The 20,672-nt window shown below is 59.7% G+C and carries 25 protein-coding genes; 12 read left to right on the top strand and 13 right to left on the bottom strand.

Features of this window, described 5'->3' with window-relative positions; translation table 11 throughout:
• Window positions 1–529 precede the first annotated feature (529 nt).
• Window positions 530–1,222, top strand: a complete 693-nt coding sequence (locus ACZXDY_RS08730) for a glutathione S-transferase C-terminal domain-containing protein (protein WP_464345192.1) — start codon at window positions 530–532, stop codon at window positions 1,220–1,222.
• Between the two features lie 13 nt (window positions 1,223–1,235).
• Here ACZXDY_RS08730 and ACZXDY_RS08725 read toward each other — a convergent pair whose 3' ends face one another.
• Window positions 1,236–1,475, bottom strand: coding sequence for a hypothetical protein (locus tag ACZXDY_RS08725; protein ID WP_464345191.1), 240 nt, complete (start codon window positions 1,473–1,475; stop codon window positions 1,236–1,238).
• Here ACZXDY_RS08725 and ACZXDY_RS08720 point away from each other — a divergent pair.
• From ACZXDY_RS08720 to ACZXDY_RS08705, 4 genes are all read left to right on the top strand, one after another.
• Window positions 1,362–1,604, top strand: coding sequence for an amidase family protein (locus ACZXDY_RS08720; protein WP_464345198.1), 243 nt, complete (start codon window positions 1,362–1,364; stop codon window positions 1,602–1,604). The two genes, ACZXDY_RS08725 and ACZXDY_RS08720, sit on opposite strands and share 114 nt — an antisense overlap.
• Window positions 1,605–1,751: 147 nt before the next feature.
• Window positions 1,752–2,810, top strand: a complete 1,059-nt coding sequence (locus ACZXDY_RS08715) for a transglycosylase SLT domain-containing protein (protein ID WP_464345190.1) — start codon at window positions 1,752–1,754, stop codon at window positions 2,808–2,810.
• A 512-nt stretch (window positions 2,811–3,322) separates the two neighbouring features.
• Window positions 3,323–4,777, top strand: coding sequence for an amidase family protein (locus ACZXDY_RS08710; RefSeq protein ID WP_464345189.1), 1,455 nt, complete (start codon window positions 3,323–3,325; stop codon window positions 4,775–4,777).
• 16 nt (window positions 4,778–4,793) lie between these two features.
• Entirely contained in the window at window positions 4,794–5,378 is a 585-nt protein-coding gene (locus ACZXDY_RS08705; protein ID WP_028169234.1) for a TetR/AcrR family transcriptional regulator, read from the top strand.
• 57 nt (window positions 5,379–5,435) lie between these two features.
• Here ACZXDY_RS08705 and ACZXDY_RS08700 read toward each other — a convergent pair whose 3' ends face one another.
• The 4 genes from ACZXDY_RS08700 to ACZXDY_RS08685 all read right to left on the bottom strand — a co-directional run bounded on the left by ACZXDY_RS08700 (window position 5,436) and on the right by ACZXDY_RS08685 (window position 8,077).
• Complete coding sequence (locus ACZXDY_RS08700; RefSeq protein WP_464345197.1) at window positions 5,436–5,924, bottom strand: GDCCVxC domain-containing (seleno)protein; 489 nt, start codon at window positions 5,922–5,924, stop codon at window positions 5,436–5,438.
• 164 nt (window positions 5,925–6,088) lie between these two features.
• Window positions 6,089–6,622, bottom strand: a complete 534-nt coding sequence (locus ACZXDY_RS08695) for a YkgB family protein (RefSeq protein ID WP_130230401.1) — start codon at window positions 6,620–6,622, stop codon at window positions 6,089–6,091.
• Window positions 6,623–7,008: 386 nt separating this feature from the next.
• On the bottom strand, window positions 7,009–7,278 hold the full coding sequence (locus tag ACZXDY_RS08690) for a hypothetical protein (RefSeq protein WP_130230395.1): 270 nt from the start codon (window positions 7,276–7,278) through the stop codon (window positions 7,009–7,011).
• 568 nt (window positions 7,279–7,846) lie between these two features.
• Window positions 7,847–8,077: an MGMT family protein gene (locus ACZXDY_RS08685; RefSeq protein ID WP_455999110.1), complete on the bottom strand. Its 231-nt coding sequence runs from the start codon at window positions 8,075–8,077 to the stop codon at window positions 7,847–7,849.
• A gap of 214 nt (window positions 8,078–8,291) precedes the next feature.
• Between ACZXDY_RS08685 and ACZXDY_RS08680 the strand changes: the two genes are divergently transcribed.
• Window positions 8,292–8,960 (top strand): CBS domain-containing protein, encoded by a 669-nt coding sequence (locus ACZXDY_RS08680; protein WP_208820326.1) that lies wholly within the window; start codon window positions 8,292–8,294, stop codon window positions 8,958–8,960.
• Window positions 8,961–9,020: 60 nt separating this feature from the next.
• Here ACZXDY_RS08680 and ACZXDY_RS08675 read toward each other — a convergent pair whose 3' ends face one another.
• Window positions 9,021–9,170, bottom strand: a complete 150-nt coding sequence (locus ACZXDY_RS08675) for a hypothetical protein (RefSeq protein WP_155255643.1) — start codon at window positions 9,168–9,170, stop codon at window positions 9,021–9,023.
• 446 nt (window positions 9,171–9,616) lie between these two features.
• Here ACZXDY_RS08675 and ACZXDY_RS08670 point away from each other — a divergent pair, with 446 nt between their 5' ends.
• On the top strand, window positions 9,617–9,817 hold the full coding sequence (locus ACZXDY_RS08670) for a hypothetical protein (protein WP_028169070.1): 201 nt from the start codon (window positions 9,617–9,619) through the stop codon (window positions 9,815–9,817).
• Between the two features lie 828 nt (window positions 9,818–10,645).
• Window positions 10,646–11,461 (top strand): hypothetical protein, encoded by an 816-nt coding sequence (locus ACZXDY_RS08665; protein ID WP_464345188.1) that lies wholly within the window; start codon window positions 10,646–10,648, stop codon window positions 11,459–11,461.
• 27 nt (window positions 11,462–11,488) lie between these two features.
• Here ACZXDY_RS08665 and ACZXDY_RS08660 read toward each other — a convergent pair whose 3' ends face one another.
• The 5 genes from ACZXDY_RS08660 to ACZXDY_RS08640 form a co-directional block, all read right to left on the bottom strand.
• Entirely contained in the window at window positions 11,489–11,911 is a 423-nt protein-coding gene (locus tag ACZXDY_RS08660; protein WP_464345187.1) for a Rap1a/Tai family immunity protein, read from the bottom strand.
• Between the two features lie 376 nt (window positions 11,912–12,287).
• A complete protein-coding gene (locus ACZXDY_RS08655; RefSeq protein ID WP_433994576.1) occupies window positions 12,288–12,986 on the bottom strand; it encodes a hypothetical protein in 699 nt (232 codons plus the stop codon).
• A gap of 91 nt (window positions 12,987–13,077) precedes the next feature.
• Entirely contained in the window at window positions 13,078–13,269 is a 192-nt protein-coding gene (locus ACZXDY_RS08650; protein WP_464345186.1) for a hypothetical protein, read from the bottom strand.
• 194 nt (window positions 13,270–13,463) lie between these two features.
• Window positions 13,464–14,060 carry a protein-S-isoprenylcysteine O-methyltransferase gene (locus tag ACZXDY_RS08645; RefSeq protein WP_464345185.1) on the bottom strand — a complete coding sequence of 199 codons (597 nt, stop codon included), beginning with the start codon at window positions 14,058–14,060 and terminating at the stop codon, window positions 13,464–13,466.
• Between the two features lie 5 nt (window positions 14,061–14,065).
• The gene (locus tag ACZXDY_RS08640) at window positions 14,066–15,298 is read right to left on the bottom strand and encodes a hypothetical protein (RefSeq protein ID WP_464345184.1); all 1,233 of its coding nucleotides are present in this window, start codon (window positions 15,296–15,298) and stop codon (window positions 14,066–14,068) included.
• Between the two features lie 201 nt (window positions 15,299–15,499).
• Here ACZXDY_RS08640 and ACZXDY_RS08635 point away from each other — a divergent pair, with 201 nt between their 5' ends.
• Both ACZXDY_RS08635 and ACZXDY_RS08630 read left to right on the top strand, forming a co-directional pair.
• Window positions 15,500–16,231, top strand: a complete 732-nt coding sequence (locus ACZXDY_RS08635; RefSeq protein ID WP_464345183.1) for an SGNH/GDSL hydrolase family protein — start codon at window positions 15,500–15,502, stop codon at window positions 16,229–16,231.
• Window positions 16,232–16,408: 177 nt separating this feature from the next.
• Window positions 16,409–16,726 (top strand): hypothetical protein, encoded by a 318-nt coding sequence (locus ACZXDY_RS08630; protein WP_464345182.1) that lies wholly within the window; start codon window positions 16,409–16,411, stop codon window positions 16,724–16,726.
• A 62-nt stretch (window positions 16,727–16,788) separates the two neighbouring features.
• Here the strand turns inward: ACZXDY_RS08630 and ACZXDY_RS08625 are convergent, their stop codons facing one another.
• Window positions 16,789–17,787 carry a helix-turn-helix transcriptional regulator gene (locus ACZXDY_RS08625; protein ID WP_464345181.1) on the bottom strand — a complete coding sequence of 333 codons (999 nt, stop codon included), beginning with the start codon at window positions 17,785–17,787 and terminating at the stop codon, window positions 16,789–16,791.
• A 385-nt stretch (window positions 17,788–18,172) separates the two neighbouring features.
• Here ACZXDY_RS08625 and ACZXDY_RS08620 point away from each other — a divergent pair, with 385 nt between their 5' ends.
• The gene (locus ACZXDY_RS08620) at window positions 18,173–19,171 is read left to right on the top strand and encodes an aldo/keto reductase (RefSeq protein WP_464345180.1); all 999 of its coding nucleotides are present in this window, start codon (window positions 18,173–18,175) and stop codon (window positions 19,169–19,171) included.
• Between the two features lie 159 nt (window positions 19,172–19,330).
• Here ACZXDY_RS08620 and ACZXDY_RS08615 read toward each other — a convergent pair whose 3' ends face one another.
• Entirely contained in the window at window positions 19,331–19,525 is a 195-nt protein-coding gene (locus ACZXDY_RS08615) for a hypothetical protein (protein WP_028169078.1), read from the bottom strand.
• 958 nt (window positions 19,526–20,483) lie between these two features.
• Between ACZXDY_RS08615 and ACZXDY_RS08610 the strand changes: the two genes are divergently transcribed.
• A complete protein-coding gene (locus ACZXDY_RS08610) occupies window positions 20,484–20,609 on the top strand; it encodes a hypothetical protein (protein WP_283807056.1) in 126 nt (41 codons plus the stop codon).
• Window positions 20,610–20,672: the final 63 nt, after the last annotated feature.

The raw sequence follows: 20,672 nt of genomic DNA, 5'->3' as shown, positions 1-20,672 counted from the left end.
GTCATCGAACGATGTGCGGTTTCAATCCCGGTCCGGGTCCGAGGGTAATCGCAAGTGAGTCTTGGTACTTCTGTCCTATCTGCGGCAGTGCAAATTTTAGAAGGATCATGAGATTGAACAAAGTTCCTGACGCACAGATTACGCGTGCTTGTCCGTGGCGATATTTCTAGGTTCGTGATCATCGGGCAGTGCGTAGGCGCAGTCAGCCACATGATCGCGCCCGCTTGTCGCCGATGCAGGTCTAATCCTTGCCCCCGTTGTGCTTGCAATCGCGGCATTTGAGCAGGTGGTCACCTGGCGTGCGGCAGATTGATGCGGAGCGGCAATGCTCGAATTTCCGCCGACGTTCAGCCCGCGCATCGACCGCGCGATCGAATAGGCTGGCTACTTCCGGTGTCGGCCCAAAGCAGACGTTGGCATCCTCGATTTAATTGGTGGCCTAGACTATGCTCGGCGCACTGGGGGTGTCTGCCGGTCTTTTTCGACTGGTCAACTTTGAAAATAGCCTGCTTGAACCTGACAGGCCACCATGCTCACGCTTTATTCCTATCCGCCGCTGTTCGGCGTCGCCGACAACAATGGCTACGGTCTGAAGGTATTCGCCTTCCTCAAGCTCGCTGGCGTGCCGTTCCGGCACGAGCATATTTTCGATGCGTCGAAGGCGCCGCGCGGACAATTGCCATATATCGTAGATGGCCATGACACCGTCGGTGACAGCGAGACCATCCTTGCGTATGCCACCGAAAAATATGGCGTGACGCTGGACGTCGCGCTGACGCCGGCGCAGCGCGCGACCAATCTCCTCATCACACGCACGCTCGACGATCTCTACTGGGTGATGTCCTATTCCCGCTGGAAGGACGAGCGCTACTGGCCCCAGTTCCGCGATGCGCTCAAGCGCGAGCATCCGAGCCTTACCGATGACGGGTTGATGAAGGCCAGGGAGTTCAACATCCAGCGCTACTATTACCAGGGCATCGGCCGCTTCGAGGCTGACGCCGTGATGGCCCGCGGCCTCGCCGATCTCGCCGCACTCGCGAGCCTGATCCCGCGGCAACGCTATGTGCATGGCGACAGACCGACGGCCATCGACGCCGGCATCTATGGCTTCGTCGCCAACATCTATTTCTACGAGATCGACACACCGCTGAAGTATTTCGTGGTCTCGCACGACGGTTTGGTACAACATTGCCGCTCCATCCATACGGCAGTCAGTATGTGAGAACGGAAGAAGATTAGCCGCCGATGCCGCACGGCTCGCAGCCGCTGCAGCCGCAATTCGTAACGGCGACATCACGTCGGAGACCTACACCACGGCGCTTCTGCAGCGCGCCCGAGCGCTTGCCGAGCTCAATGCCTTCATCACCATCGACGAGGCCGCCGTGCTCGTGGCCGCGAGGGACGCGGGCAAGGCGTGTGCGGCCGGGTCGGCGGCCCCGCTCCTTGGCGTGCCGCTCGGGGTGAAGGACAGCCATCTGACGAAAGGGCTGCCCACGAACCCGGGTCTCGACGGTCTCGCTCACTTCGTGCCGCGAGAAGGCGCGCACATGGCGTCTGTTCTGTCCCTCGGCGGGAGGTGCATCAAGGCCCCAACTCCAATTTAGGCGATCTCGGCGAAGCGGCCGAGACAGGCCGCACCTGCGCCACAGGTGCGCCCTATTGTCTTCCCTTTGTCCCCTTAATCTGCGCACCAAGTCGGGGATCTGCAGTCGGAATTGTATGGGGGAACCGCGGCAGCGCGGCTGGCGACATTGAAGATTTGGCAAGCAAGCTGTGTTGCCGGCGCGCTGATCGCGACTTCGCTCGCCGCGATTTGTCAAATCGCGGTATCGCTCCCGAGCGTCGCAACGCCGAATGCGAGAGTTGCTGATGCATTCAGCGTCGTCCCGCTGAATGTGACGAGGGTCCTGACAAACGCCCTGGCAGCGTTGCCGGACCCGGTCCGCGAGGCGAAATTCGATACAAGGTCATCGACTAATGCGATTGTTGCGGAGGGATTCAGCGCCGCGGCGCTGCCGTCCGATGTGACCAGTTCGCTGCCGCAAGGACGAACGTTGCACGCCAGTGCCAGCCTCGAGGCTGTGCCGCCCGAGAACGAGACAACGCTACGACAGGGCCGTCCGCCTCCTTCGCCCAATCCGGACGAAGGCGAACAGTCGTATCTGAAGTATTATGTCTACTCGGAAATTCCGCCGCCGGAGAAACCCGCGAAGATCGCCTTGTCGGCGTTGAGCGGCGTCCCGTTCGGAACGCCCGTCCAGGAGATCGAACGCGCGGCCAAGGCGTTCGATGTCGATGCCAATTTCATGAAGGCGGTCGCCAAAATCGAATCCGATTTCGATCCCAAGCAACGCACTGGCTCCTATATCGGTCTGTTCCAGCTGAGCAAGGCTGAGTTCGGCAAATACGGATCGGGCGACATCCTCAATCCTCGCGACAACGCGATGGCTGCCGCATACAAGTTCGTCACCGAGGCTGTTCTATTCGAAGTAATAACTCACAAGCAGCCGACGTTTTCCGATCTCTACCTGATCCACCAGCAGGGCGGGGAAGGAGCCGCCGAACACGTCAGCCATCCGCAGCGGATTGCCTGGAAATCGATGTGCGCGACCCAGGAGGGCTTGGCGAAGGGCGAGCGATGGTGCAAGCGCGCCATCTGGGGCAACACGCTGCCGGCGGTCAAACGCGAATGGAAGTCGGTCGATCGCCTCACCTCGGGCGCGTTCGTGGCGATGTGGCGGGACCGCGTCGACACCCTCTATGCCCGCTATCCGGCGCCGACGCTAGCGACGGCCGAACGCTTGAGATGACAGTTTGCGACCGCCCACACGTCGTTTCGTCGGGAAGGTGTGTCGGCGCTCTTGGGAGTCTAGTCTCCGACGCAAAAGTCATGGGCTCAGCCTGCCGACCGTGACCATGGCGCCGGTGTGAAGTAGGCCAGCAGTCCCGCCGCCCGGAATGCTTGAGCAAATAGATGGCGTGGCTCCCGCAATCTGAGGAGCCCTGCGATCACTATGACGACGATGAGCCAGGTCTGTGGTTCGTCGAAACGAGTGATTGCCCCGGCTCAATCAATCGGCATCTTCCATGCTGAATGGGTGCGTAAGAGCGTGCTCGGCGGCCGTACACCCGCATGATTGCCCTGGCCACCGTTTGGCCGCTGCTGCCGGCGTCTCACCTTTATGTGTCTGGCGACGCCAATCTCCGCGAAGAGTCCTATTGAATTACGATCGTAATTTTATATGATGATCGTAATTACATCGAGCTAAGCCGCCGTTCGTGGCAGTGAGATGCCGCGTCTCAGCTCTCTTGCGAGGATTTCATGGACGACACAACCGCCGCTTCACGCCGCGCCGCATCGCGAGACACCGCGGACCTGGCCTCTCTTGGGCTCGCAGCCGCTGCAGCCGCAGTTCGTAACGGCGACATCACGTCGGAGACCTACACCACGGCGCTTCTGCAGCGCGCCGGAGCGCTTGCCGAGCTCAATGCCTTCATCACTATCGACGAGGCCGCCGTGCTCGTGGCCGCGCGGGACGCGGACGAGGCGCGTGCGGCCGGGTCGGTGGCGCCGCTCCTGGGCGTGCCGCTCGGGGTGAAGGACAGCTATTTGACGAAAGGGCTGCCTACGAGCCTTGGTCTCGACGGTCTCGCTCACTTCGTGCCGCGGGAAGACGCGGACGCTGTCCGCGCCATCAAGGGGGCGGGCGCTCTGGTCTTCGGCAAGAACAACCTCGTCGAGATGTCCTACGGCTTGACCGGTCACAATGCCCGCTATGGCCAGGTGAAGAACCCGTTCGCCCGCGATCGCGTGTCGGGCGGCTCGTCGAGCGGCTCCGCCGCATCCGTGGCCGCCGGCATCGTTCCCGCATCCTTAGGGGGTGATACCGTCGGGTCGATCCGGGTGCCCGCATCGCTCTGTGGCGTGGTGGGATTCAAGCCTACGACCGGGCGATGGCCGCGCAATGGCGTTGCGCCGATCTCCCATACCCTCGACACGACGGGCGTGTTCGCCCGCAGCGTTGAGGATTGCGCTCTTATGGATCAGGTGGTGACCGGTGAAATGGCCGCGGAGCCATCCGGGCGCGGATACGACGGGAAGGGGACCCGGCTGGCCTACGCGCCGCGTCAAGTTCTCGACCTCGTCGACCCGGAAATCGAAGCGCGCTTCCGCGAGGTGGTGCGCCGGCTGCGGGACGCCGGCGCCGAGGTCGTTGAGGTCGACCTTGGCGATGACTTCGGCGCCCTTACGCAGACAGCGACATGGAGCATCTTCTTCCATGAGACGATGGGCGCGATCTCTGAGTTCCTTCGCCGCCACGATATCCCGACCACGTTCGAGGAGATCATCGAGGGACTCAAGCCCGAGCTTCGGGACACGTGGAGACATGTGGTCTTGCCGGAAGGTGCAGGCGCTATCTCCGCAGAGGCCTATCAGACCGCACTGGCTGTGAGCCGCCCGGAAATCCAACGCCGGCTCGACGAGGTGTTCGTCGCCCGAGGGGTGCAGGCCATACTGCAACCGACGACGCCCTGCACGGCGCCTTTGATCGAACAGCAGACGAACTTCCAAATCGCGGGGCGGCAGGTTAGTCACCTTACCCTGGCGAACCACACCGTGTTGGCGAGCAGCGTGGGCCTGCCGGGTATTAGCCTTCCGGCTGGCCTATCGCGCGGCGGCCTCCCCATCGGCCTTGAGCTGGACGCCCCCTTGGGGAGTGACAGGACGCTCTTGGACCTTGCACGCCGGATCGAAGGCGTCTTGTCGGCAGGCTAGGGAACGAGAAGGAACAATGCGTTTCGAGAAGGGTCATAAGGCGGCGACGCGACGGCACATCGTCGATGTGGCGTCGAAATGCTTTCGCCGAGACGGCGTCTCCGCCGCCGGGATCGGCGGGGTGATGGGCGAGGCCGGCCTGACCAAAGGGGCATTCTCTCCGCACTTCGACTCCAAGGAGGCGCTCGTTCGCGAGGCGCTGGCGAGTGCGCTCGCCGACCAGCAACATCGCCTCGATGAAGATCAGCGAAGGGGCCTCGATCTCGAAGGCGCGATCCGGAGCTACCTGAACCGCGCCCACCTTGAAAACCTGGCCGCGGGGTGCCCTTCGGCGGCGTTGCTCCCGGAAATCGCCCGCCAGCCCTTGCCCACCCGGCGGGCCTACGAGGAGGCGCTGCGAAGCTACGTTTCGACGCTGGCTGCACTGCTTCCAGATGCCGGCTCCGCAAAGAGCGTCCGCCGTGCGACGGCCATCTTCGGCCTCATGGTGGGCACCCTCCAGTTCGCGCGGGCCGTGCCCGACGCTGCCCAGGCGGAGCAGATCCTGGAAGGCGGCGTCGAGGCTGCGCTGCAGCTGGCGCGAACGCCGTCTCCCCCATAGTCGCGAGTTCGGAGCGCATGAAACGTGGCCCCAGCTCGTGAGCTTGAGTCACAACCGTCAGGTCAAACACGATGCTCGGGCCGGCAACCGTTTTGGGGCAAAGCGGACATCAAGTGGTAGGCAGAGCCCGCGGAATGGGTCGAAAATGACCCACAACGGACCCCGTGCGGTGAACAGCGTTCCGCTATCAACACTGAGAGAGCTTCCCCCAGCGCGTTCTGTGGCCCACCATATCAGCCCGCTGCCACCGAGGATGATCACGCCCAAACAAACCCATCCAAGTATGCCGATGGTGACGACCTCCGCACCAAGCACCATCACGGGTACGGTCATGGCGAGGTAGTAAGGTCCGATGTATCGGCAGTGTGTACGAGTACAGCTTCGCGCATTCAGCATGCGCGCTGCGCCCATCCAGATGAGGGCGATGATCCAGATCACGGACTTGGGCTTTAGCTTTGTGCCGTAGCCGGTGCATTCATAGAAAAACTGACAGGCATCCGTCGGCATAATCTCGACTTTCGCGACGGCGCAGTACGGACAAGTGATAGTCGATTGAAAAGCATCGGATCAGCTCTTGGGTGTGGACGGATAACTAGCCTTCGTGGTGGCCGAGGTTAGTTGGTTCACGTCGGCGTTAGCGTCGTCATAAATGACCGTTGCCGTCTTGTAGGACACCGCAACCAGCGCCCCGGGTAGACTCTTTGATCTTTTCAATTGTCTGCCAGTCGGAGCGCACCAGCCTTCAGTTCGGAAGATTGCAACGCGCGACCCGGGGTGACGATCCGTTTAACGTCTTCCTTCAGGAGGTAGACTGAGACGGCGAGCAGCACGAGATCCTTCAAAAGGAAGGCCGAACTATTCGTCATCGCTGGAAAGCCTCCGGCGCCAGCATCCCACGCGTCCGGAACGAACGGAAATGCCGTGAAGGTAGCGATGAAGGTGAAGGTCGAACCGAGGGCGCCCAGCATGCCCGCTTTGTTGTTCCAGAAACCCAGAAGCAGCAACGTGCCAAACGTCCATTCTGAGGTGCCGAGAAGAATGCCGGTGCCGCGAATGCCCAACACCGGAATCGTCCAGGAGATAAGCGGGCCGTGGGTAATTATGGGCAGCAGTCCTCTGATCTCCGATTCGAACCATTTGTCGTACCCGAACCATGCGAAGATGATCACCATTGCGGCACGGAGCAGGTGATAATCGACCTTCAGGAGGCCCGTGCGGCCGAGAAGCTGAGCGATAGCGTTCATTTGGATTTTCCTCAACGAGAAGGCCAAGCAATCCTCGGGATCGCACTCCGGAGCCAAGATCGCATCTGGCTGATGACGACGAATGTCACCATAAGCGCGCGACTGAGATTGATGAGGCTTTACAGGCTCAATTATATGCTCCATCGTCTCGCCCGGAGGACACGGTGACCTGAGCGGCGGTGCCTGACCCAATCACCATCAAGTCATATGTTTTCATTGCGATTTCCTGTCGCCCAGAGGTGGAAAAGTAGACCCTGTAGTAACTAAAGGAGCGATGCCTGCAATTGCTCTTGCTTGCTCCCAACGCCTGCCGCTTTGGCTTTATCCAGCGTTTGCGAGAGGTTCTTCACCTGATAGCCGCTCACCTCCTACCCAACGGCGTATCCTCAACGTTTGGGTGCGGGATGCCGATTTCGGACTTTTTCACCGTTTGCCAGGAGCTGATCATACAATCGGTCAATCTCGCGCGCCTGATCGGCCGTGACATCCTCCTGATGCAAGCCTCTCAGTTCATGCTCGGTTGGCTGGTAGTTGTGCCCATTGCGGATCGGCCATGATCCCTTGCGGCCTGACGAGGCGTCCTCTGCAGATCCAATGTTCGCCAGCAACAACGACGCCAGAGCCAATGTGACTCCATATACAAACTTGCTTGACATGATCCGCTCTCAAGCAGCTATCGAGCTCAGACGTAAAACCCACCTCATCAGGGAAAGGGAAATCAATACCGAACGTCAACCGACTTGCTCGGCAGTTTGATATCCGAAAAGTCTGATCGAGACGATAGTCCGTCGTATTGAGTAGTGTGCGACGACTTCAACGCCTTGGCTTTCGAAAAACAACGATCTTTGTTCTCTAAGCACGTCAAACAAGTACGTGGCGAGCCCCGCTCAATCGAAGTCACTCGATCATCTAGCGCGGCCGAAGGCGTGCCAAGGCGGCGCGACACGTTCACGTTCGGCACAATCAAGGCCCGTTCGGGCACCACCCATTTTCTGGCTAGGCCCGAGGTTGCCAGTCTACGAAACGGATAGGGCGCGCCAGTCAGACACTTCAGATTTTGGCCCGTCGGAGACATGCGGACCGCTGTGATGAATGTCCGCATTCGAGGTCAAGCGGAAAAGATGGGCTCACTCTGAGTTCTTCTCAGTTTGACCCAAAGCAGCGGTAGAGCGCGCTACGTCACGTTCTTCCGCGATACAGCGGTGAAGCTCCCTGTCAGGCGGATCATTGCTGGGCCGGCCGACGGCGCGGACGAACGTAGCCGCGCATTGAGCCGTCGCTTGCAATAACGCGATGACACGGGATCGATGGGTCGTAATTCGTGCGCATGATGGCACCAACCGCGCGTGCAGCTTTCGGATTGCCGGCTTTAGCAGCGACAGCTTTGTACGTCATGGTCGTCCCCTTTGGGATCTTGCGTACGATGTCGCGGACCTTATCTGAAAACGTTTTCATAGGCCGAGTGTAGCACGTTTCTCAGAAGGTTTTCGCCTGTTTACTTTCGATTGGAACGAGCGCCTCATTGAGGTCCGCTTACTGGGGCGGAGTGGGCTAGGTTTGCTCACTCTGAGTTCTTTGTATCTTGAACCCCGACCGGACATGCTTCCTGCGGGGCTGCAATAAGTCGGCGCGCGTGGTAGATTTTTTGCCCCGAACAAGGGAGCCGGACATGCAGGCGCGTGACGTGATGGTTCGTGGGGTTATCTCGGTTGGCCCCGATATCCCCGTTCAAATCGCGGCCAATGCGATGGTCAGTAACTGCGTCAGCGCGCTCCCGGTCATCGATATCCGCGCGAAGCTGGTCGGCATCGTTTCGGAAGGCGATCTGATCCGGCGCGTCGAGATCGGCACCGAACAGCGCCGTTCCGGAGGGAGCGAAACACTCATGTCCAGCGACGCGCTGGCGAAGGAGTTCGTCAAGTCGCACGCCAAACGGGTCAGCGATGTGATGACGCGTGAGGTGATCACGGCGCAGCCGGAAACACCGTTACGGGAAATCGCGAACTTGATGGAGAAGCACAGCATCAAGCGGGTGCCGATCGTTCAGGACGAACTCGTGGTCGGTATCGTCAGCCGTGCGAACCTGTTGCAAGTCTTGGCGCGCGCCAACGACGATACGGATTGGGTTGAAAGCGACCGCGTGCTACATCAACGCTTCGTCGACAGCATCAAGGATCAGCCGTGGGCGGGCAGACCCTTCAACATCATTGTCAGTGACCGCTGCGCCGATCTCTGGGGATTTGTCTACAGCGTGGATGAGAAGACCGCCGTTCGCGTTGCGGCCGAGGCAACGCCAGGAATCGAATCGGTATCGGATCATTTGAGCATCGCGCCCTGAGGCAGATGCTGGCCCGACTCGTGACGAGTGCCCGCCCGTCTCTGGTGACGACGAAGCCGCTCAGGTCGGATCGCGCTGAAAATAGACCCGGCTTTCGACCGGCATGAAGGTGACAACAGAGCCGTGCTGCGCCGCGAACGTCTCGATGTTTCTTCTGCCGTCCCGGTCCGTTTCTCCGAACGCGTATTGTGCGTCCTTGTTCGAGAACAAGATGCTCGCCTCGGCAGACGTGATCCAGCCCCGCTTGCCCGGTGAGAATTTCGACAAGGAGCGAGCAAGCGCGCCCTCGGTTGTTCCGTCGAGCCTCGTGGCATCGGGCGGAGCGGGAACGGCCCCAAATATCAGTCGGATAAAGCTTCTTATTCCCATCTCGGCTCTGCTTCTCCAACATCCAGGGCGCGCTGCTGCACGGGTGCGCTTTTCACGGGAGATGGCTGGCTCAGAAACAGGACGCCTACGCAGAATGGTGATGCAAGCCTATTGGTTCCCGTTTGATTTATCTCAAGCAACAAATGATGGCGCGCCGTCGCCCGCCGGTGCGTTAAATTCGCTCCACCCCTATATTCACTGTGAACTGCGCGTGCCGCTGTACGGCCTCCGCTGCGCCCTCGACGATTTTCGCCGGTTGGGCAAGGCGAAAGACAAGAGCGAGGATCATGAAATCCCTGTTCAAATGGCTGTTCTTCGCGTGTGGCTGGATCGGCTTGCTTGTGAACCTGGTGTTCGTCGCCGTGTCCTTCACGCGCGACGTGCCGATCGAGACCTCGGCGACCGAGGCCGCGCTTGAACTACTCTGGGTCGGCGGCGTCACGTTCTTCGGACTCGGCGCTCTGATCCTTAACGGCGAGCACGAATAGGGCGCACCGGCACGAGATGCCTGACAAACGACAAGCGCGCCGGGGAAAGCTTGATTGCGGCCCGGTCATCGTCGCGGGTCCAGTGGCAGGGGTGTCACTGGCCGTACCGTAGTATGACCTGGCGCCTCAGCGCCAGGTTGCCGGTTCGCAGGGAGGGTTGTTCCAGGCACCTCCGGCAAACTGGCCAACGTCTGGAGCCCGGATGCAGTGAACGACGCGGGAGGGGGCGATGACTGCGCCGTTTCTGTCATACCACGCCGCCCTGCCGCCTGAGCGCCAGGTTGCCGGTTCGCAGGGAGGATTATTCCAGGCACCTCCGGCAAACTGGCCAACGTCTGGAGCCCGGATGCAGTGAACGATGCGGGAAGAAGCGACGGCTGCGCCGTTTCTGTCGTACCATGCCGCCATCGCCGGACTGGCGAACATGGCCACAGCGATCAGTGCTGCCGAAAAGAGCTTACTCATTGCGTCCTCCTTTGATTTGGCTCGGGCCTCGGACGAATAAGTGTCTGGAAAATTTAGAGCACCGACCTGGCCCGAGCGATGCTGCACCAACAACCTAAGTGAACCTAAACGTTAGCGCTGCTCCCCAGCGGCGGACTATGCATTTTCGGCAGTTGGACGGATCGGCGTCCCATTTTTCTGGCCCAAAGCTGTTCGCCGGCCGTAAACATAGTTCCGCCTCGTCGGCAGTGTTAAAACGCAGGGACAGTTTGGGGGGGAACTTTCTGCAAAAAGCATCTGTCTCTCGTTGAATGTTAGCTCGCTTTAGCGCAGTGCGCGGATCGCTCTCAGGCGGGTGACGTTGCGTTTGATACGGAGCACCAAATGGATTCCACGCTGGACGGCAAACTCGCGGAAGGGCAGGTCGCGAACCTGCAGGAGCAGATTTCGAACCTTTTGGCGCGCGAAGCGGGAGTCAATCGTTCGGACCCGCCGACCAGCATTGGTCCTTCGCCCTCGCCGACCAGCATGAAGCCGCCTCGCGCCCCCCTGGCAAGGATTCATCGAGCGGCGGATTGGCGCCATGTGGTTTTCGTCGGTTCTCTGTTGGCAGCATCCATTGGTGTCGCTACCTGGTGGCGGTCGTCCTCCGTTCATACGGAGACGATGGCTCTCTCAGACCCAGCACCTCTGACACAGACCGCACCGAAAGACGCTGCGCCGACCAATGTCGCGCCGACTCCGGTCGTCCCGTCGTCCGACTTGGCACAGCAGCTCCAACCGATCGCGCGCGATCTCGCTGCCTTGAGGCAAGCGGTCGAACAGCTCGAGGCGGCGCAAGGGCAATTGGTCCGCGACAACGAAAATGTCGCGAGCCAACTCAAGGCGATCCAGGCAGAAATGGCACGCAACAACAATATCATCGATCAGATCAAGGCGGCCCAGATACAGATGGCGCGCGAAAGCGCGACGGTCACCGAGCGGCTCAACGCAAGCCAGGAACAATTGGCCCGCGTCATCGCCAACACTTCAGAGCCAAAGATCAGCCCCGAAGAGCCAAAGGTGACGCTCGAAATACCAGTGCCGCGTCCACGGCCATCGACCAACGTCGCCCAGACGCACAAGCCGGCGCCCGCCCCGGCGCGGCCGCAAGCCAAAAATCCGCAACCGTCATCGGTATGGCCATGGTCAATGCGCTAGGACGTCAGCGAGCCAAAAGGGCGCTTTCTATTGTTTTGGTTTTTTCGGCGCGCGCTTTTTTGGTCCAGCCTTGGGAGACGAATCGGCGTCGTCCCCCTGGCAAGGCCAAGTATCTCTGAATGCTTCGATAGCGACGGTGATGCCCGGTTCCTTCGCTCGATCCGGATTGTTATCAAGATATCGCAGAAGGACCTTGGCGCCCTGCAATATGCTGCCTTGCGCGGGCGGACATGCACGTATGTCAGCCGGCAGATTCGGTGAAAACAGCACTGCAGTCTCGATCATTCCCTCACATGCGCCGGCGGACCGAGCGTCGTCCTGATTGCGAAACGAGTTCTGAACAAGCAGCTCGCAAGATCTCTGCGCGTCGATTCCTTTATCGACAACCGTGGCGCTTGCCCCTCCGATGACCGAAAGGACCAGGCCGGCAACAATGATATAGACCCGCATTAACGTCCCCGAACCGGCGCAATAGCTTACGCGCACTTGATTTGCCGCAGTGGAGCCGCCGCCCGCGCCGTTCGAGGCGGCTCGAACGGCTTAGCTCAAAACAAGGGTCTGATCCATCGCCTCCAAATGCGGGCGACGCTAACTAGAGTGTGATGATTTTTCTTCGAATCATCATCCCGCTCTGTCTTTTGCTTGAGCATGATCTCCGCGCAAACGCTTCGCGTTTGTCGCGAGGTGTACCGATGGGCACGTCCAATCAAACGAGGCGCACACGAGTGTCGCGTTTCCTCCAAGGAAACCACTCGCTTGAACTCGTTGAAGAGCGCGCGGCTATCGAAACGGTCAGGAAAGCTGGATGAACTCAATGCGGAGGAGCCTAGCTCCGATCGGATTCAAGCTGCACCGTTTTCCGGCCACCGTTCAGCTCTCTGAGCTCGTTTACGTATTCCTCAGGCTTTAACAGATGAAACGGAGCCTTCAGGCCCATAAAGGTCGCTATGCGGCCGATAAAGAAGGTGCAGTTGGTGGTTGCCGCATTCCATAGCGGCGAGGTCTCCTGGAGATGCTTGATGTAAGCAAAGACCTTCTTGGCGTCAGCCTCGTTCAAATAGACACGATAGCTCGCCGTCAAATATTGCTCGTCAAGATCGCCATAGCTCGCCCCTGTTTCAGAGGGAACAAATACGAGGTGTCCCAACATGTAGGGCAGCGTGTCGCCAGCCGGAGCCAAACCCGCGACCTCGACCTCCTTTTCGCTCGTCTTTCCGTACCAGACGAAGGCATGACCGTAGGATGCTGCCGTGCGGGCACGAAAATCGACGTAGTAGGGGCCTCTGGCCGTAGCTCTTTGGATCGGCTTAGCGTCTGACCTGGCAGGCGGGGCACTGGGCGTAACCGCAGCCATGCTCTCAGCATGCTTGGCTGCCGGTTTAGGGGAAGCGTCCCGTTGCTGCTGGTCCGAGCGCGCCGCGAGCTGTTGTGCGCTCCCGCTCCCGGCCCCCAAGCTCACGGAGGCCGCGAGCACCGCGACCCCAGCAAGACGTTGAAGACCTGGATATTTCCGAGTCATTCCCAGCATCTTCGAATCCTCGCGAATCAAAGATCGGATGCCACAGCTAGTCGATTTACCTCAAACGTGCGCCGTCGGCGCACGACTAGGTACTAGATCAACCTTTGGTCACGACCGGGGCTGCAACCGGATACTTGCCTACCGGGCTCTTGCCGACGGGATATTTGCCCAAGGGATATTTGCCGACCGGCGCAGCTACCGGCTGAGGCTGAGGCCGCGGGAGGTCAGCAGCGGTTGCTGTTCCCACGAAAGCTAGAGAGGCGACACCGAGGATCACGAACTTCAACATCTTAGTCTCCCACTGAATCAGGATACCGTGAAATTCACCCGTCAACAGATAGCCCGACGCTCGCCATGGCAGCAACAATTAGACTGGGCAATTAGCGGTCGCAGCAGCCGTTTGTTGTCAGATGTTGCGGAAATGGCACGGAATTTGAGGCGTCTGGAACCCGGTCGCTTGTGGTTCCCCAGATCCGATACCTGTCAGGACCTGCTTCTGAGTACTGGCGGGAACACCCGACCCGTCCGCGCCATATACGCGCGATAGCTGTCGCCAAAGGTCTCCAACATCATTCGTTCTTCTCGGGCGACGCGGCCAAAGTACAAGACCCCGAAGCCGGCCAGGCCCGCAAAGCCGGCAATCCAATTAGGCAGCAGCAGGGCCTGGGCGATAGCCCACAGCCAAAATGCCGAATACATCGGGTGTCGAACTCTCCGATAAATCCCTTCCGTCACCAGTTCATGCTTCTCCCTCACATCGAGACTGATCGACCAGTTCCGTCCCAGCGCACGATGCGTCAGGTGAAACATACCCAAAGCCGCAATCGCAAAGAAAAGCCCGAGCCAGGCGAACAAGGGATGAAAGCTGTAGGCAGCGAAACGAGGTATCGCTGTCGCTACGTAGAGGAGCGGCACAAGTCCAAGTCCTGTAAGAGATATGAGCAGCAGCGCAGTTTCCACCGGGCCGCGGGCGCTCCATACAATCTTTTCGCGGCGAGAGCGCCGCGCGTACTTATAACGTATGAGGTACCAGCCGATCGCCAAGGCGACGAAAATGGCTTTAGAGATGGTGGGCGTCATTTGAATCAGGCTGCCGCGCCCGGACTTCCCAGCAGTTCGCTTTCCGGCAGCGGCGCGCTCGCAATAAGTCCTCCGTCGCCAGCGATCATGGACAGGGCGCCATCCGGGGCGAGCGTCTGGGATTTAGCTGAAACAGGCCCGCATGTCAGCATAAAGTAATCGTACGATGTTCGCCTGTCATTTCCACTGACGAACTGGTTGTGCAAACGGAAGAAATGGAAGCGGATGCGTCGATACATGTCGTGGTTAAGCATTCGACTGAGTTTCACGATCCTGACGGTCGTTTCGTTTTCCGTCGACAAGCCCATTTCGGTCATCGGCCGGCTTTTGTAGAAGTTCAGGGGATCGATGAGGGCCTGATAGTCGCCCCAGAAGATCGCGCGCGACTTGGCGACGCGTTCCATGGCCGCGCGAAAGCGTATTGCCTTCGGGTGCAGGCCGACCTTGAGTATGGAGGATCCAACGCTCAAGAACGTGATCGGCGTTTTGTTCCCACCGAGCGCCGGCTCCAGCTTCAGAGCGCGATCAAGCAGACCAACCGCAAGCACGGCGCCAAGGCTGTGCCCCAAGACCAAAATTTCGTCTGCGGCAACGTTGCTCGCCGCAGCCACGAGCTCGCCGGCCAACCTGTCCAGTCTTTGCTCGATTTCTAGATTGCCGTATCGAATGTACTCGCGAGAAAAAATCCAATCATCGAACAGGTCGCCCAGGTGCAGCCAGCGCCACGGACCCGCCAAGGCGGCAGCGAACCCGAAAAGACCGCCACCAGCAGCAATGGCAATCGATCCGGTGATTTTGAATGCAAACGCGCCAATCAAGAAGGCGGCCGCGACGAGCAGTCCGAACATGACGAATGGATAGAGAAAGAAACCTGCGTATCGCCAGTTGGTCACCGAGTAACGCCAAAGAGTGCCGGAAAAAACGAAATCCAGAAACGTGAGAATGCCGATGGAAATGCGTGAGCCAATGCTTCGACGCCCGTAGGCCTCGATGACGTCGTCCCACCGGACCAGACGGTAATCGGTTTCGACCAGCCAATCGGGGCCGGTTGTCGTCACATTCCATCCAATCTGATCGGCGGTATCGCGCAAACCGTCGACGGTCGCTTTCACTGACCAGGTACGTTGGAACCTGGCAATTTCGCGCACAAAGCGTCGTTGCGCGCTGAGATGCGACGTGATTGGATCATAGCCGCCAATATGAAATACCAGCCGCTTCGCTACAGGCTTTCCGATCATCGTCTCGCCTGCGACTATCCGCGGTTTCGACTATCCGCGGATTCATCGTGTTGCTCGCTGTCCACGCGTCAATTGTAATTGCGCCGCATAGCGAAGCGTCTGATACCAAGGGTTGTCAAGAGAGAATCGACCAATTATTGGGGGAAGATGTTGACCTGTTTTGCCCTCCGTGCCGGAACCGCTCGACCAATAGCGTCGATCGTGGCGGCCTTGCTTATCGGATTGTCCGGCAGTGCGCCCTCTCAGGCACAGGACGAGTTATCATCTGCGGAGAGATGCCTTTCGGCAAATTTCAACGTCTCGCTGGGTGCACAATTGCCCCGCACGGCGGCGCGTTTGAAATCTGGTGAGCCGCTGAAGATTGTGGCGATTGGATCATCGTCAACAGTGGGACTCTGGGTGCTTAGGTCCGCCGCCACATATCCGGAGGTGATGCGTCGAGAGCTCTCGAGACTTAGATCCAATGCCACGATCGAGGTCATCAACAGCGGTCGAGTCGGCGATACGATTCCAAACAACATCGCACGCTTCCAGCGGGACGTTTTCGCGTACACGCCCGATCTCGTTATCTGGCAGTTGGGTACTAATGACGTCGCCTGGGGGGGGCGGCCGGGCGAAGGGCTCAAGAGAAGCGTTCTTGAAGGGGTTAGGGCACTTAAGGCAGGGTCCTCGGACGTCGTGTTGATGGACATGCAATATGCGCCACAGGTGCTCGCTTCCGCCAGCTACTCAACGATGGAGGGCATCATCGTCGATGTCGCAAAACAGGAAAAGGTCGGGCTATTCTCTCGTTTTGCGCTGATGCGAAACTCGATCACCGCCGGGGTTGCGCAGGGCGAACTCGTGACGTTTGACGGATTGCACAACACCGCCGACGGTTACGACTGCATTGGACGAGCCCTTGCCCGAGCCATCTCGACGAGCGCGCGTTGACAGGCCTGGCTCGGCCGAATCGAACGCTGTGCCTCCGCATGGCCTGGGCGCTGGCGGGGACCGCGGCGCCAGATGCCCGAGAACGCCAAAAAGACCAAATTCTCCTCGACGATCACCGCGACGGCCGCTCACAGTGGATGACAGCAATTCGCGCTGACGCTGTCAGGAGGTGCGCCCATGCACCATTATCTCGGCGAACTTATTGACGTATTACTCGTGCTTGTCGCTGCGTGGATGGTGCTGGCCGTCACCTTTGTTATCTACGCATATTTGGCACGTCTTAAGTACCCGGTGAGCGAATCGGTCTTTGGACGTGTGGTCGTCATTTCCTTCTTCATCATAACCACGTCGATTTGGCTCCCTATTATTGTGGGCGCGCTAGCCCTGTCGCTGGTCGGTCATTTGTGGTCTCGCTTCAAGACAAGGCCACGTGTTGACGGCGCCAGCCGACACCGACCCTGCAGCACAGATGGTGCTGATCGGCTGGGGTCATGACGCCCCGTTTAAAATGCACCGTTACCGCAATTGGAATCGGCCAGAAGGCGATGCCGACAGGCTTACACGTCAAGCCCGCGTTCTCGGCGGCCTCGCCGGCGCGCTGTGAGGGGGTGCAGGATCACTTCTGCTCCCGCATGGGTCGAAGCTGCCCGCACTCCTGATGGCGTCTCGCCGAAGTGCCGGCGGAACATGCGATTGAAATGAGAAACATCACCAAAGCCGACTGCAAACGCGATATCGATGATGGCCAAATCCACATGGTGCGGGTCAGTCAACATCGCGAAGGCACGCTCAAGCCGGCATCCTGCAAGGTGCTCGGTGAACGACTTTCCGGTCCCCTCGAGCAATTTTTGCACGTATCGCCGCGACATGCCGAGCGCCCCGGCGACATTGTCCAGATCGAAATTGGGATCGCTGAAGCGTTGCGCGATCTCAGCCAGGATCGCCTGCAGCCTGGCTTCCTTCACACCACGCTCCGTCACGATGTTTGCAGCTTCGGCGGTCGGCCCGAGCGTCGCGGCCACGAGATCGAGCAGATGTATGCCGATGGTGGAGGCCAGCTCGGATGACGGAGATTCTTTGAGGTATGCGAGCGAGCGCAGGTAGCGGTCGAGGAGTCTAAGCGCAGGTCCGGCAGGCACCGGCCGACCCGATAGATCTTCCGGCTGCGCAACCAGAGACCTAAGAGCGGCAGCCTGCACGACCACGAATCTGACTCTGGCGCCACGCGGCCCAAATACGCGCAGCGGCCTTCCCCGGTCAATCAAGCAAGCGGAGCCGCCATCATAGACATGCTCCTGGCCTGCATTTGCGAATTGGACCGGTCCGGTCTCGACGATGTTCAGTCCGAATTGGTCACGGCTATCCTTGAGGTGGTGTTTGTGACGGACAAACTCCACCGGCGTTGCGGCCACGCGACAAAGGCCGACCGCGCCGAGCGGCAAGTAGGTGACGTCGATACGCGGGCGCCCGCCGCTGTGATCTATCACGTCCAAGGCGAGGTTCTGCCGCGCAAATTCCTCACGGAACGTGGAGAGCCGCGCGCGCTCCGGCAGCATCTCGGTCGACCATCGCAAAAGGTGAGATGAGGTTGGCATCTCGGCCTCTCGTTTCGAGGCCCCCTCAAGAAATCATATCGGACCGCGCTCGCTGCATGTGTGAAATGGATTACAAAGGGGAGGTAGGCTGCGCGACATGACCGAGCGCGACGCGCTGCTCGCTGCACGGGATGAGTTGGCGCGCGCCCCGCGCAGATTGCGGCGGCCAACGAGACCGCAGCTTTCTTCACTTGCGAGAACAACCAGCCTTTAATGGCGCTACGTGCTGGCCGCAGTCAGAGAGCCTGCAATCGAAAAGTGAGGGCCAATCACCACGCGGCAAATGTTGCGGTAGAGTAGCCGGCGTTCGACATTGCATAATCTTCAACCGGCCGGAGGAACAGCGATGCAATTGCGGGTCTTTGGGCGCACGGGAATGCAGCTTTCGGTGCTGGGTTTCGGCTGCGGCGCGGTGGGCGGATTCATGGTGCGCGGCGATCCGGTCGACCAGGAGCGGACCGTCGCGCGGGCGATCGCCGCCGGCGTCAACTACTTCGACACAGCCGTGCAGTACGGCGATGGTGAATCGGAAAAGAACCTTGGCCGCGTCCTGCAAAGGCTGAAACCGGCCAATGTGGCCGTCGGCACCAAGGTCCGGTTGCCGCCCGGCGCGTTTGGCCGGATTGCCGACGCCGTCAGGATATCGCTCGAAGGCAGCCTGGCGCGACTGTGCCTTGACCGAGTCGACGTCTTTCATCTGCACAATGCGATTACCGGGAGCGGAGGCGGATCGGCGCTGAGCGTCCGGCAGGTGCTCGACGACGTGGTGCCGGCGTTCGAGCGGCTGCGTCAGCAGGGGAAGATCCGTTTCCTCGGGATGACGGCCGTCGGCGACACGGCGGCGCTGCAGCAAGTGATCGATGCCGGCGTCTTCGACAGCGCTCAAATCGTCTACAACATGCTCAATCCATCTGCCGCCGACGATTTGCCGCCGAGCTATCCGGCGCAGGACTACGGACGATTGTTCGATCACACCAAGGCCGCCGGCGTTGGCGTCGTGGGCATCCGCGTACTGGCCGGCGGTGCGCTGTCGGGCTCAGCCGAGCGTCATCCGATTGCGGGTCCCGCGCCCGAGCCGATCGGTTCGGCGATGAGCTACGATGCCGATATCGATCGCGCACGCCGTCTCATCGCGCTGGTCACGGAGGGGTTCGCGGCGAGCCTGACCGAAGCCGCCACGCGATTTGCAATATCCCACCCGGCGATGGGCACGGTCCTGGTCGGCATGGCGACGCCGCGGCAGTTCGAGGACGCACTCGCAGCGGTCGAGAAAGGGCCACTGCCGCACGCTGCGCTCGACAGGCTGAAAGCACTGCAGCAGGCATTTTCCGGCGAACCACGATGATCGTTGCCGGGCCACACTCCTTGCCTACCGTCCGAAGTCCGATTATCAGGGCAGTGGGTCGAGGCAAGTGCGCTCGGCGCCACCGCTATTTAATTACAGGACCGACAGGATTTCCCGTCATTTTCAAGGTCCAATCGAATTTCTTGAGCGAGTGCGATGTCAATCGCCGTGCAGCATATCGTCGACGTCTCCGAGCGGCTGAACACCCGTGAGGGACTCGAGGACATCCTGTTCTTGAACGCTGACAATGGACCAGAGATTGCGGCAGCGGCCGCTTAACGACTGATAGCCAGGGTTCAATTCGACGCTATGGAAGAATGCGATCTTCTCATTGCGCTGCTCCGCATAAGCCATGACTTGGCAACTCGTCACGGGCAGGTCGTTCGTCTCAGGGCAGAACTGGACCGATTGTCTCGGCCAGAAGCGATTTCCCGCCGTCCGAGAGCGGACGAACGCGACCTCGCGACCGCAACCGATTTCCTCGCAACATTTCGCCCGAGCGTAGACGCGGCAACGAAGCGGCGCATCAAGTGATATCGGCTAAAGCATTTTTCGGTTCTGATTGAATCAGAACCGAAGGTCTAGATTCTTGTTTTGACGCGTTTTCTTCACGCGAACCGGTGTCCACTTCGCTCGAAAACGCTCTAGCTCCGGCGCAAAATCCGAGATTTACGCCTGGGCGTCGCCCGACCGTTGGGCTGTGGGGGCGTGCGCTCAGCCACTGAATCAATTAGAGGCTGTGTTGCTTTGCAGCATCGCGACTGCATTGCTTATTTAATATTGCTATTATTATCACGAATTGTTAATATTTAATCAAATCGCGGGGCGAGGAGATTAAATATCATGTTTTGGATGTCTTGGACGAAATTCACACGCCTTTTGTCTCTCAAAGGCGCTCTTGGCGGACTAGCTGTGTTAGGGATCGCGACCGCCGGTTATGTTCTCAACGGAGATGGTAGCCCTGCCGGTTGGACCGATGGTGGCGTCCATGGCGCTCCTGGTAGCGTCCATGGCGCTCCTGGACCTGTCGCTGGCGCTGGGCTTCCTCTTGCTCTTATTGCAGTCGGGTATGGCGTCTATCGTCTCGTAAGGCGTCGTCACAAATCGCACTGACAACTGCCTCACCTGAGGGCAAACGGCCGAGCACATGGCGTGACCATCCACGCCGTTGAGAGAAGCCGATGCCGTGCCTTTCGCGACAGGCGTGGCCCTTCAGTCTGCGGGATTCTAAGTGGACCGCCCGTGCGCGCCTTGAAGGCCTCGGAATTCACGTTAGATATGGCGCGGGGGGTCCTGAAAGGGAGCCCACTCAATGACGCCACGTTTTGTTTTCTTCGCCTTTTCCATAGCATTCGCTTTGGCAGCAATTTTTGCGGCGATTACGACTGCCAAGCAGATCCATAGCTATCAGGCCACCATAGCGGGACGGGCAATCTGAGCCGCATGGCGTAGGGTGGGCCAAGGCGCTCTTCGCGCCGTGCCCACCATCCACGTTCGGTGC

The sequence above is a fragment of the Bradyrhizobium sp. LeoB3 genome (assembly GCF_055456055.1).
Note: the sequence above shows the minus strand (reverse complement) of the source record. Positions and strands in the feature narration are given on the sequence as shown.